The sequence below is a fragment of the Ruegeria sp. HKCCD8929 genome, from assembly GCF_013031405.1.
Taxonomy (GTDB): domain Bacteria; phylum Pseudomonadota; class Alphaproteobacteria; order Rhodobacterales; family Rhodobacteraceae; genus Ruegeria.
Genome location: NZ_WPZY01000015.1, coordinates 103,402 through 115,346 on the forward strand (window position 1 = coordinate 103,402; position 11,945 = coordinate 115,346).

Below are 11,945 nucleotides of genomic sequence, written 5' to 3' on the forward strand. Positions count from 1 at the left end.
AGTGTGGTTGATGCGCCCGGTGAAGCTCAGCGGTTCTTGCCGATCTGGATGAAGCTGAGAACGGCCAGCAGTGCAAAGAAGATCGGATCGGACCAGCCAAACCCGGTAAAGACGCCGGTCAGGCAGGCGTAAAGGGTGATGACGACCCCAAGGATATTGGTCCACATCAGGCCCGTCAGAATCCGTTGGGCCGTGTCGCTCCCGTGATCCGCGTCGCGAAACAGCAGGCTGATGATCCCGATACCACCGAGAAAGATCGAGTTGTGCTGCGACAGGAAGACCGCGTACCTGTCATTCAGTTGCAGGCCGTAGTTCGGCCAGAGAACTGTTGGGATGAAGAACAGCGCCAATGCGAAAAAGGCGTAGACGGCGCCATGTGCTGTCAGGAAGGTTCGGTTTGTCATCCTTGATCTTTCTTTGTCTGGGGCAGCTTCTTTCGGAGCTGGATGAGTGTCTTGATCGTGTGGCGCTTTTCCTCGGGGCTGAGCTGGCCGAATATCTGGGCCAGGGCCCGGTTATGCGCCGGCATGAAGTCTTTGACTTTCTGTTGCCCGGCAGGGGTCAGGCGCAGAACCCGTGCCCTTCGGTCCTTTTCGTCCACGGTCTTCTCGACCAGACCCGCTTGCATCAGGTTCTTGACCACAACGTCAAGATTGCCCGAGGTGCCGAGCGTCTGCTGCATCAGGTCGTTGATGGACAGTGCTTTCTTGCTGTTCAGTGTTTCCAGCGTGTCCCATTGCGATGCGGTAAGGCCCGCATCCCGAAAGAACGGTCCCATTGCGCGTTGGAACAGCTGATGACTGCGCAGCAGTGCCAACACCAGGGTTTGGTTTTCTTTGTCTTGGTTCTGTGTGCTCATGGAGCGTATTTATCTCTAGTTAGGGATAATTTCAAGGCCCGCCCCGCGATTGCCTGCAGCGCGACTATTCGGATCGGGTCTACATCTATAAAGTAAGCGCTGTCCCATGCCGGTAAACTCTATCCGCGAGGGGGCTGAGATTCGCCGTCATCCCCACCTATTGACCAAGACGGAGATTTAGCTGAAGCGCGCACGCCGCACGGACCAGGCCTGAAAAAGCAAAACGCGCCGCATGGACCTGCGGCGCGTTCGACTTTGAGAGCTTCGGGTTTGCCCGCCTTACTGGCTGACCTCGGCGGTTGCCGCAGCCGGGTTGCCCGAGGATTTGCTGGAGCGGCCCGGGTTCAGCGGGTCGTCCTGACGCTGCACCGACCCTTCGAAATGGGCGCCGCTTTCGATCGCGATGGTCTTGTGGATGATGTCGCCCTCGACCCGGGCGGTCGAGGTCAGACGCACTTTCAGACCGCGCACGCGGCCCACGATACGACCGTTGACCACCACGTCGTCGGCGGTGACTTCGCCCTTGATGGTGGCGGTCTCGCCGATGGTCAGCAGATGCGCGCGGATGTCGCCCTCGACCGTGCCTTCGACCTGGATGTCGCCGGTGGTCTTGATGTTGCCGGTGATGTGCAGGTCCGAGGACAGCACCGATGCCGGCGGCTTGGGCTTGGGTGCGGCGGGTTTCTGCTCGCTCGGGGCGGGTGCCGCAGGAGTTGCAGGCGCAGCGGGCTTGGCCGCTTCGGGCGCCTTGGAACCGGGCTCGTTGATTTTGCTCTTAGAAAACATTTCTCGCAGCCTTGATGTAAGTCATTGGGTTCACGGGTTTGCCGTTCACGCGCACCTCGTAGTGCAGATGCGTGCCGGTAGACCGTCCGGTGCTACCCATATCAGCAATATGATCCCCGCGCGAGACCCTTTGACCAACCTTGACGCGAATGCTCGTGTTATGAGCATAAAGTGTCTCAATCCCGAAGGCGTGCTTGATTTTGACCAGGCGCCCGAAGCCCGATTGCCACCCGGCATGTGTCACGACGCCATCGGCGGTGGCAAAGATATCGGTGCCGTGCGCCCCTGCAAAATCCGCGCCGTTATGCATGCGCCGACCACCGGTTTTTGGGTCCCGGCGTGTGCCGTATCCGCTGGTAAAGCGCACGGCCGCATGAACCGGGCTGGCAAAGGGCGCCTTTTGTGCAGCGATACGGTAAAGGTTCAGCTGATCCATCTGTTGCAACAGACGGTTCGCGCGGATCTCGTCCGGAGACGGTTCTTCACCGCGCGTGCTGAAGGATAAAGGGGTCAGCGGACCGCCCTGACCGCTATAGCCGCGCCGCACCTGTTCGATGATGCGGTCGGTGGGCATGCCCGCGCTGCGGAACATCTTGTCCAGAGGCTCGACCGAGATCACCATCGCCTCTTCCAACTGGCGGAATATCTGGTCGCTGCGCTCGCGCATAAGCTGAATCTCCAGCTCCAGCTCGTCGCGCTCATCCAACGCCGATTGCGCATCGGCCAGGATCTGATCGCGCTCCTGTGCGGTGCGGCCCAGGGCTTCGGACATGAAGGTCATCTGAGCGGGGGCCGACATGGCCATTTTATAGGTCGCCGTCTCGTCGCCGGTTTCCTGTTCCAGCTTGGCCAGTGCCATGCGCGCCTCTTTGCGCTGATCCATGACCGAGCGCAGGGTGGTCTGGATCACCTCGATTCCGGTTTCCAGCTCGCGGCGGCGATTCTCCGAGTCCAGCAGTTCGGACTGCATCATCGAGATCTGCTCCAGCGCCGCGTTAAAGCGTTCGTGCGCGGCCAGCGCTTCCTCGGCCCGCATGTCGCGTTCGCCGGACAGAATGTTCAGGCGTTCCTGATAGGTGGCCTGATCCCGTTTCGCCTGTTCGCGGAAATTGCCCGAGCCGATGCTGTCCATAAGGATGATCGCGGTGGCCACGATGGTCCAGCCGACCGTCACCGCAACTCCGGCAAAGGCCAGAAGTTGTGTTTCAGGTCGCAACCGGATGAATCGCGTATCACTGTCGGATTTTAGAAACACCCTGCGTTCAGGAAAACGCTTCTCGAGCAGAGCGTGCAGTTTAATCGCCAGACGTGTTCTCACGCGTCTTTCCTTTTCCCCATACCGAGACAGGCCATGAGTGGCGTGCCGTCCCTTGGGGCGTTTGCATACCTTTGGCGGGCGTTTTGGGCAAGTTTGTTAACAGCGCATCGGGATTTCACGGAGATTTGCACGCAACTTGAGCAAGAAATTGCCGATTACGTTACGGCGGCCAGCGGAGTTACGGTCACCGTCCAGCCGTGCCCGGCGGGGGCAAATCCTCGGCCAGCGGCCAGTAGAAATCCGGCGGCAGCCCGGCTTCGGCGCGCTTCTCCTCGTTGAAAGGCGGTTTCAGCGCGCTGTGGAAATAGCGGCGCACCAGCGTGTGGAACACATCCTTTGGGTCCGCGTTTTCGCGCCCGCACAGAAAGTGGAACCATTTCGAGCCGTAGGCCACATGACCGACCTCTTCGGCGTAAATCACCTCAAGCGCGGCGACCGCCTGCTCGGCCTTGGCCTTGCGGAAGATGTCGATCATGCCCGGGGTTACATCCAGCCCGCGCGCCTCAAGCACCATGGGCACCACGGCCAGACGGCCCATCAGGTCCTCGGCGGTATCCTCGGCGGCGCGCCACATACCCGCATGGGCGGGCAGGGCGCCATAGTGGCTGCCCATGGATTGAAGGCAATCGCAGACCATCTCGAAATGGCGCGATTCCTCTTCGGCGCATTTCACCCAATCGTCGTAGAACCCGATGGGCATCGGCACATGACCGAACCGCGCGATGATGTCCCAGTGCAGATCGACCGCATTCAGCTCGATATGCGCCACTGCATGCAGCAAAGCGATCCGCCCAGCCTCAGAGCCCGGGCGGCGTTTGGGCACGTCGCGCGGCGACAACAGCTCAGGCTGGTCGGGGCGGGCGGGATGCATCGGTGGCCGAGCGATGCCGATCTCGATAGCAGGCGCCTCACCCTTGCGCGCGGCAAACCAGGTGGCGGCGTGCCTTCGCGACAGCGCGGTTTTGGCGCGCCCGTCGGCGGTTTCCAGCACTTCGGTCGCCATCTGGGTCAGGGTCTGGCTCACACGTTTGCTCCGTTCGGATGTCGTCCGTGTGGGTCATAGACCGGTTGTTGCCGGGCGTCGAGGGACGGTTCAGGTCAGCGCACGCGCCGCCTCGAGCACCTCATCCACATGGCCGGGCACCTTCACCTTGCGCCAGACGCGCGCGATTTTGCCGTCAGTGTCGATCAGGAAGGTCGAGCGCTCAATCCCCATGGACTTGCGGCCATACATGTTTTTTTCCACCCACACGCCATAATCCTCACACACGGTCGAGCCTTCGTCGGACAGAAGCGGTGTGGTCAGCCCGTGCTTTGCCACGAACTTGTCGTGCTTGGCCACGCTGTCGCGCGAAATGCCAAAGACCTGCGCCCCGGCATCGGCAAAGGCTGGCAACTGTTCGGAAAATCCGATGGATTCCTTGGTGCAGCCCGGAGTATCATCGCGGGGATAGAAAAACAGAACAACCGCACCACCGCGCAGGTCCGACAAGGTGACTTCGCCGCCGCCATCGCGGGGCAGGGTAAAGTCGGGGGCAGTATCGGAAATCTCGGGCATGGGCTTACTCCGGCGAAGTTTGAAATCAGACGAACCGCAACATAGGCCGGGACCGGCAAGTTGAAAGACGCACAGGAAAAAAACCAGGCGCAGGGGGCCGGGGAAGACCCGGTCAAGGATGCGCCGCCGCGCCGCTCGCGCCGCCGCAGGGCCAGCCTGTGGGCGATGCGGGGGACGCTGATCCTGCTGTTTATGGCCGCACTCACGGCGCTGATGGTGATCGGCCAGAGGCTGCACGCGCCGGCCTGGCTGCGCGACCGGATCGAGGCGCGGCTGGAGCGCTCGTTGGGCGGGCTGCAGCTGGATTTCGGTGAGGTCAGTTTTATCATTCATGAGGGCTGGCGGCCCCGTCTGCGGCTGCAGGATGTGACGCTGGGCGATGCCGAGGGGCGCGCGATTGCCCAGCTCTCCGAGATGCGCGCCAGTCTTGCGATGCGCCCGCTATTGCGGGGGCAGGTCCGGCCCAAGCGTATCATGCTCAGCGGGGCCTATGTGACCCTGCGCCGGGGCGAGGACGGGGCGTTTTCCCTGGCGGTCGGCCCGGAAAGCGCACCGGTCGAGCAGGCGCCTAACATGGCCCGCCTGATCGAAAGCGCCGACGGTCTGTTTCTGGCACCGTTGCTGTCGGCGCTGACATCGTTCGAGCTGGACGCCATCACGCTGGACTACCAGGACCAGCGACAGGGCCGGTCCTGGACGCTGGATGGCGGCCATCTTCAGGTCACCCGCAGCCAGGACGAGATCCGCATCGCCACCGGGTTTTCGCTGCTGGGCGGGCGGGACTTTGCCAGCACGATTGAGGCCAATTACACCAGCCAGCTGGGCTCGCCTGCTGCGCAGTTCGGCATCACCGTGTCGGATCTGGCCGCCGAGGATATCGCCGGTCAAAGCCCGGCACTGGCCTGGCTGCAGGTGCTGCGCGCGCCGATCTCGGGTGCTTTGCGCGGCGGCATCGATGCCGAGGGCGCGCTGGGGCCGGTTTTTGCCACCTTGCAGATTGACGAAGGTGTGCTGCAGCCCAACCTGGAAACCCGCCCGGTTCCGTTCCACTCGGCGCGGACCTACTTCACCTATGATCCGGCGCAGCAGCTTCTGGATTTCAACGAGGTCTCTATCGATTCCGCCTGGGGCTCGGCCACGGCTGAGGGGCGGGCCTATCTGGACGGGGTCGAGACCGGGCGGTTGCAGAACCTGGCCGCGCAGTTCCGCCTGTCGGGGCTGCGGGTGAACCCGGCAGATGCCTATCCCGAACCTCTGGCACTCTCGGGGGCCGAGGTGGATTTCCAGATGAAGCTGGTTCCGTTCCGCCTGCAACTGGGGCAGATGGTGGTCGAGCACGAGGACCGCAGGCTGCGCCTGTCGGGCAATCTGACCGGGCTGCCCGAGGGCTGGGGTGTCAGCCTGGATGCGCAGATGGACCGGCTGACCCCGGCGCAGTTGTTGCAGTATTGGCCCGAGGGGGCGGCAATCAAACCCCGCGAGTGGGTCAGCGATAACCTGACCGAAGGGGAACTGACCGATCTCGATCTGGCGTTGCGTTTGCAACCGGGCAGTACGCCCGACCTCTACGCCGATTTCGATTTCGACAAGGCACGGATCAAGTTTGCCAAGACCCTGCCGCCGCTGGTTGACGCGCAAGGGCAAGCCAGCCTGATCGACCGCCGCTTTGCCGTCGTCGCACAAAGTGGGCAGATTTTTCCGGAGGCCGGCGGGCCGGTCGACGCGACTGGCACCTCGTTCATCATTCCCGATATCGGTATCCCCAAGGCCGCGCCCGGCATCGCCCGCATCCGGGCCAAGGGCAGCGTGACGGCGGCCTTGTCGTTGCTGGACCGACCGCCGCTGCAATTGCTGACCAAGGCGAACCTGCCGGTTGATGTCGCCGAGGGCGCGGCGCGGATCGAGGGCACATTGGCGCTGCCTCTGCGCGACAAGGTCAAGCTGGAGGATATGACGTTCCATCTGACCGGAAATCTCAGCAACCTGCGCAGCGACGGGCTGGTGCCCGATGTCACGGTCAGTGCCGAGCGATTGCGGGTCGTCGGGGATCAGAAGCAGCTCACGCTCAGCGGTGAGGGGCTGTTCGGGGCAGTGCCAATGCAGGCAAGCTGGCGCCAACCGATTGGTGGTCCGCAGCCGGTCCGCAGCCGCCTGACCGGGCAGATCGAGCTGTCGCCGCGGCTGCTGCAGGAAATCCGCGCCGGGCTGCCGCGGGGAATGGTCACCGGCGAGGGCGTGGCCGACGTGACGGTGGATCTCGGCGGTGGGAACCCACCGGCGCTTGTCGCACGTTCCGACCTGACCGGTGTGCGCCTTTCCGTGCCCGAGCTGGGCTGGAGCAAGGGTGCCTCAACCCCCGGAACGTTTGAGATGGAGGCGACGCTGGGCAAGCCCGGTCGGATAGACGCGCTTTCCATCGACGCTGCAGGCCTGCGGGCACAGGGTTCGGCCAGTTTCACCGCTGACGAAAATCTTGAGCGGCTGCGGTTTTCCTCGTTCGAGCTGGGCAACTGGCTGGCGGTGCCCGCCGAACTGGTCGGGCGCGGTGCTGCGGTGCCGGATATCCGGGTGCTGGGCGGCGTGCTGGATATGCGTCAGTCGACCTTCGGGGCCGGCGGTGGAGGCGGCGGCGGTGGCAGCCCCCGAATCGACATGCGGCTGGATCGGTTGCAGATCACCGACACTGTGGCGCTGACTGGTGTGCAGGGCGGCTTTACGACGACGGGCGGCCTGAAGGGGACGTTCACCGGGCGCGTCAACGGTGCGACGGCGATCAATGGCGAGGTGTCGCCGCGCGGCAATCGCAGCCGGGTCTTTTTGCAATCCGATGATGCGGGCGGCGTGTTGCGCTCGGCCCGAGTGCTGAATCAGGCGCGCGGCGGCGATTTCCGGCTGGCGCTGGAACCGGTGGGCGGACCGGGGAACTATGACGCGCTGTTGAAAATCCGCGACACCCGGGTGCGGGACGCGCCTGCAATGGCTGCGTTGTTGAATGCGATCAGCTTGGTCGGGCTGCTCGACGAGATGTCGGGGCAGGGCATTGTCTTTAACGAGATCGAAAGCCGCATGCGGGTGTCGCCCAGCGAGATCACCGTGCTGAGCGGCAGCGCGGTTGGCCCCTCTATCGGGCTGTCGGTGGATGGGCGCGTGGATACCGAGCGGCATTGGCTGAACCTGCGCGGGGTGGTGTCGCCGATCTATCTGGTCAACGCCATCGGTGCGGTGCTTACGCGCAAAGGCGAGGGGATCATCGGTTTCAACTATACGCTGACAGGGCCGCTCGATAATCCGCAGGTCAACGTCAATCCGCTGTCTGGGCTGGCGCCCGCTTTCTTGCGCAACCTGCTGCGCGCGCCGCCGCCGAAGGTGCCGGGAGGGACAACGGACATCATCATCCCTGACGCGCCACGCGAGAAACCCAGAGTGACCCCGAGGGGCGAAGACCGGTAAGAACGGCTGTGGCCGAATCTCTTTGCGCAGGCTAAGGCGCGGCCCATGAAACTGAGTGACTTCGACTTCGACCTGCCTGAGGACCTGATCGCCACCCGCCCGGCCAGCCCGCGCTCGTCCGCGCGGCTGCTGGTGGCCGAGGGCGATGCGCTGACCGATGCCAGCGTCGGGGACCTGCCGGATTGGTTGCGCCGCGGCGACCGGCTGGTGCTGAATGACACTCGCGTCATCCCCGCCCGGCTGAGCGGACGCCGTCAGCGGCAAAGCGCGCAAGGCCTGGTCTCGGCCGCGATCGAGGCGACTCTGCTCGACCCGCGCGTCGACGGAAACTGGGCCGCGTTGATCAAGCCGCTGAAAAAGGTGAAGCCGGGCGAAGAGATCGTGTTCTCGGACCAGCTCAGCGCCGTACTGGAACGGGTCGATGACGGGCAGGCGATGCTGCGCTTCAATCTGACGGGCGATGATTTCGACGCCGCGCTGGAGCAGGCGGGGGCCATGCCACTGCCGCCCTATATCGCGGCCAAGCGCCCGGCGGATGAGCGCGACAAGACCGACTACCAAACGATCTGGGCCCGCCATTCCGGTGCTGTCGCGGCCCCCACGGCTTCGCTGCATTTCGACGACGCGCTGATGGCGGCGCTGGCCGCACGCGGGGTTGCGATCACACACGTAACCTTGCATGTGGGCGCGGGCACGTTCCTGCCGGTCAAGGTCGAGGATGTGACCACTCACAAGATGCATGCCGAATGGGGCCGGGTCAGCGCCGAGGCCGCTGCCGAGATCCGCGCCACCAAGGCTGCCGGAGGTCGGGTGATCCCGGTCGGCACCACCGCCCTGCGCCTGATCGAAAGCGCCGCACGCGGCGGCGAGATCGTGGCGTGGGAGGGCGACACCGACATCTTCATCTATCCCGGTTTCAGCTTCCACGTGACCGATGCCCTGATGACCAATTTCCACCTGCCAAAATCGACCTTGCTGATGCTGGTCTCGGCACTGATGGGGCAGGACAGAGTGCGCAAGATCTATGCCCATGCGGTCGCGCAAAAATACCGCTTCTTCTCTTATGGTGATGCGTCGCTTTTGATCCCCTGAATGGCGCGTTTTCCGGGCCGAATCCCCGAATTCTCGTGGACAAGCGCGCTGAGGGCGGTATCTGATCGCCCCTGACGTCAATGCGAACAGGCACAAGGCGGAGGCCCGCAATGCTTCAGGTTCTTTCCAGCGCTTGGGCGCTTCTCCTCGGCATGGGGCTGCTGATGGTCGGCAACGGCTTGCAAAGCACGTTGCTGGGTGTTCGCGGAGAAATTCAGGAGTTCTCGACGCTGCAGATGTCCTTTGTGATGTCGGCCTATTTCGTGGGTTTTCTGGGCGGCTCGCGTCTGGCGCCCGAGATGATCCGCCGGGTGGGGCATGTGCGCGTCTTTGCGGCGCTGGCCTCGTTCATCTCGGCGGTGATGATCATGTATCCGCTGCTGGCCGATCCGATTGCCTGGTCGCTGGGCCGGGTCATTATCGGGTTCTGTTTCTCCGGCGTCTACGTGACCGCGGAGAGCTGGCTCAACAACGCGGCGAACAATGAAAACCGGGGCCAGGCGCTGTCGCTTTATATGATCGTGCAGATGATCGGCATCGTCAGTGCGCAGGGCTTGATGCTGGTCGGCGATCCGGCAGGGTATGAGACCTTCGTGATCGCCTCGATCCTGGTCTCGATCTCCTTTGCACCGATCCTGCTGTCGATTTCGCCGACGCCGGCCTTTGACACGGCCAAGCCGATGACGCTGAAACAGCTGATGGACATTTCCCCGCTGGGCTGTGTTGGCATGTTTCTGCTGGGCGGCATCTTTTCGGCCCAGTTCGGCATGGCTGCGGTTTATGGCGCCCAAGCCAACCTGACGTTGCCGCAGATCTCGATCTTTGTCGCGTCCTTCTATGTGGGTGCCATGCTGTTGCAATACCCGCTGGGGTGGTTCTCGGACCGGATGGATCGCCGGTTCCTGATCCTGCTGGTCGGGGTTGTCGGCGGGTCCGGCGCGCTGATCGGCATGTTCTTCGGCGCACAGTTCCCGATGCTGCTGGTTGCGGCCTTCATGATCGGAGGGATGTCGAACCCGCTTTATTCGCTGCTGATCGCCTACACCAACGATTACCTGGGCCACGAAGACATGGCGGCAGCCTCGGGCGGGTTGGTGTTCATCAACGGTCTGGGTGCCATCGCGGGGCCGGTGATTACCGGCTGGTTGATGGGGGACGGGGTCTTTGGCCCGTCCGGCTTTTTCCTTATCATCGCTGCGCTGCTGTTCATCACCGCGGTCTATGCGGCGTACCGGATGACCCAGCGCGCCTCGGTGCCTGTAGATGAGACAGGCATGATGGCCCCGATCTATCCAACCATCTCTCCAGTTGCGGTCGAAGTTGCGCAAGAAGTGGCCATCGAAGCGGACCAAGAGGAGCAAAATCCGCAAGAAGTCGCTTAGGGCTTGGTTTTATGTCGGCTCTGTTGCAATATGTTACTGTTAGCTTTTGGTAAAAGTGCATTTAATACAGTTACCCCTGGGGGGGATTTAATAGTGGAGCAAGGGCAATGGTAAGTCCTGAAGAGGTACTGAGTTTTTGGTTGGATGAAATTGGTCCTGAGGGGTGGTACAAGCAGGATGACGCGCTTGATGCGCAAATCCGCGATCGTTTCCTTGAGACCTGGACTGCAGCATGCGAGGGCAAGTTTTCCCTCTGGCTGACATATCCGAGCGGTTCACTGGCATACATCATCCTGATGGATCAGTTCCCGCGGAACATGTTCCGCGGTGAGGGGAGGGCATTCGCCTCGGATCGGGTGGCTTTGGCGGCAGCGAAATGCGCAGTGGACAAGGGCTGGGACATGCGGATCGACGAACCCGCACGGCAGTTCTTTTACCTGCCGATGATGCATTCGGAAAACCTGTGTGATCAGGAGCGCTGCGTGCGCCTGATGTGCCAGCGGATGCCCGAGGGCGGTCCGTCCAACCTGTTGCATGCGCGGGCCCATCGCGAGGTTATCCGCAAGTTCGGACGGTTCCCATACCGTAACGAGGCACTGGATCGCGAAACGACCGAGCTGGAAGCGGCTTATGTCAGCAATGGCGGTTACGGCCAGACCCTGCGTGAAATGCAGGCAGCGACCGAGCTGCGGGCGACCGGTTAAGACGCGGGCGAACAGCCTCGCAAATCGGCGACGCGATTGGCAAATGCGTCGGCGGATCTGGTGATCGTGTAGTCGATCAACTGCTCTGGTTTGCCAGCAAGGTCCGACAGGCGCGTTTGCGCCGCTTCGATTCTGCTTTCGATTTCATTCAGGCGCGCCAGTGTTTTTTGGATCTGTGGCTGAGCAGCGCCGGTTTCACTCAATACCGCCAACTGTGACCGCAGGTCCTGCAAGTCCGAACGAACGCCCCGGACGTCATCCCGCAGGGGCGCGACAAGGCTGAGGTTTTCGGCGAAACCTTCGCGGGCTTCCTTCAGCGTTGCAAACAGCTTCCATCCCAGAAACAGGCATATGGCCAGCAGGATGAGCGTTGCATTGAGCAGTGCCAGCACCAGATCTTTGAGCGTTTTGGCCAACTTACAACCTCCTGAATTGGTGACCGGACCAGCCGGCGACATCCGTCTGAATTCAGATGCTACAGCGTTTCGGGGGAATGTTGAATCGCCAATACCCTCCCACACATTCAGTGCATTTGGGACATTAGCGATGTAAGGGCCTCAGCGGATTCTCGAAACGCTGTAGTCATTTGCCAATCCCGGGTATAGGCTGAAATCAGCCGGAAAACACGAGTTTGCGCCTGCGTCCTATATGTCGCGGGAGGTGGGCATTGATGCCGTGAAAAAAATAGTTTAACGGTAAACTAGTTTTCAACCGACCTGCGCCGAGAGGAAAACATGGCTGCACACTCCTTTGATTTGATCGTAATTGGCGCGGGCCCTGGTGGCTATGTTGCTGC

11 protein-coding genes are annotated in these 11,945 nt (G+C 62.3%); 4 read left to right on the forward strand and 7 right to left on the reverse strand.

Going from position 1 to position 11,945, the window contains the following annotated elements; translation table 11 throughout:
• Nucleotides 1–26: 26 nt before the first annotated feature.
• From GOX53_RS19975 to GOX53_RS20000, 6 genes are all read right to left on the reverse strand, one after another.
• Entirely contained in the window at nt 27–404 is a 378-nt protein-coding gene (locus tag GOX53_RS19975; RefSeq protein ID WP_171179473.1) for a hypothetical protein, read from the reverse strand.
• Entirely contained in the window at nt 401–859 is a 459-nt protein-coding gene (locus GOX53_RS19980) for a MarR family winged helix-turn-helix transcriptional regulator (protein WP_171179475.1), read from the reverse strand. Before GOX53_RS19980 ends, GOX53_RS19975 begins: the two co-directional genes overlap by 4 nt.
• A gap of 279 nt (nt 860–1,138) precedes the next feature.
• Nucleotides 1,139–1,645, reverse strand: coding sequence for a polymer-forming cytoskeletal protein (locus GOX53_RS19985; RefSeq protein ID WP_171179477.1), 507 nt, complete (start codon nt 1,643–1,645; stop codon nt 1,139–1,141).
• A complete protein-coding gene (locus GOX53_RS19990; protein WP_171179479.1) occupies nt 1,635–2,963 on the reverse strand; it encodes a DUF5930 domain-containing protein in 1,329 nt (442 codons plus the stop codon). The genes GOX53_RS19985 and GOX53_RS19990 overlap by 11 nt, the downstream gene beginning before the upstream one ends.
• Before the next feature lie 184 nt (nt 2,964–3,147).
• Nucleotides 3,148–3,966 carry a ferritin-like domain-containing protein gene (locus GOX53_RS19995; protein WP_171179499.1) on the reverse strand — a complete coding sequence of 273 codons (819 nt, stop codon included), beginning with the start codon at nt 3,964–3,966 and terminating at the stop codon, nt 3,148–3,150.
• 90 nt (nt 3,967–4,056) lie between these two features.
• Nucleotides 4,057–4,521: a peroxiredoxin gene (locus GOX53_RS20000; RefSeq protein WP_171179481.1), complete on the reverse strand. Its 465-nt coding sequence runs from the start codon at nt 4,519–4,521 to the stop codon at nt 4,057–4,059.
• A 60-nt stretch (nt 4,522–4,581) separates the two neighbouring features.
• On the opposite strand from GOX53_RS20000, the gene GOX53_RS20005 reads away from it, so the two are divergent.
• The 4 genes from GOX53_RS20005 (at nt 4,582) to GOX53_RS20020 (ending at nt 11,149) form a co-directional block, all read left to right on the forward strand.
• A complete protein-coding gene (locus GOX53_RS20005) occupies nt 4,582–7,971 on the forward strand; it encodes a DUF3971 domain-containing protein (protein ID WP_254446650.1) in 3,390 nt (1,129 codons plus the stop codon).
• 45 nt (nt 7,972–8,016) lie between these two features.
• Nucleotides 8,017–9,063 carry a tRNA preQ1(34) S-adenosylmethionine ribosyltransferase-isomerase QueA gene (queA, locus tag GOX53_RS20010; protein WP_171179483.1) on the forward strand — a complete coding sequence of 349 codons (1,047 nt, stop codon included), beginning with the start codon at nt 8,017–8,019 and terminating at the stop codon, nt 9,061–9,063.
• Nucleotides 9,064–9,173: 110 nt separating this feature from the next.
• Nucleotides 9,174–10,445: an MFS transporter gene (locus tag GOX53_RS20015; protein ID WP_171179485.1), complete on the forward strand. Its 1,272-nt coding sequence runs from the start codon at nt 9,174–9,176 to the stop codon at nt 10,443–10,445.
• Between the two features lie 107 nt (nt 10,446–10,552).
• On the forward strand, nt 10,553–11,149 hold the full coding sequence (locus GOX53_RS20020; RefSeq protein WP_171179487.1) for a DUF924 family protein: 597 nt from the start codon (nt 10,553–10,555) through the stop codon (nt 11,147–11,149).
• On the opposite strand, the gene GOX53_RS20025 is transcribed toward GOX53_RS20020, so the two are convergent.
• Complete coding sequence (locus tag GOX53_RS20025) at nt 11,146–11,565, reverse strand: hypothetical protein (RefSeq protein ID WP_254446652.1); 420 nt, start codon at nt 11,563–11,565, stop codon at nt 11,146–11,148. The genes GOX53_RS20020 and GOX53_RS20025 overlap by 4 nt on opposite strands.
• Nucleotides 11,566–11,945 lie beyond the last annotated feature (380 nt).

Excerpts from the sequence above, each read along its gene's own strand:
- GOX53_RS19975 (WP_171179473.1), bottom strand. The coding sequence starts at position 404 with ATGACAAACCGAACCTTCCTGACAGCACATGGCGCCGTCTACGCCTTT.
- GOX53_RS20020 (WP_171179487.1), top strand. The coding sequence starts at position 10,553 with ATGGTAAGTCCTGAAGAGGTACTGAGTTTTTGGTTGGATGAAATTGGT.
- queA (WP_171179483.1), top strand. The coding sequence starts at position 8,017 with ATGAAACTGAGTGACTTCGACTTCGACCTGCCTGAGGACCTGATCGCC.
- GOX53_RS20000 (WP_171179481.1), bottom strand. The coding sequence starts at position 4,521 with ATGCCCGAGATTTCCGATACTGCCCCCGACTTTACCCTGCCCCGCGAT.
- GOX53_RS19985 (WP_171179477.1), bottom strand. The coding sequence starts at position 1,645 with ATGTTTTCTAAGAGCAAAATCAACGAGCCCGGTTCCAAGGCGCCCGAA.
- GOX53_RS19980 (WP_171179475.1), bottom strand. The coding sequence starts at position 859 with ATGAGCACACAGAACCAAGACAAAGAAAACCAAACCCTGGTGTTGGCA.
- GOX53_RS19995 (WP_171179499.1), bottom strand. The coding sequence starts at position 3,966 with ATGGCGACCGAAGTGCTGGAAACCGCCGACGGGCGCGCCAAAACCGCG.
- GOX53_RS20015 (WP_171179485.1), top strand. The coding sequence starts at position 9,174 with ATGCTTCAGGTTCTTTCCAGCGCTTGGGCGCTTCTCCTCGGCATGGGG.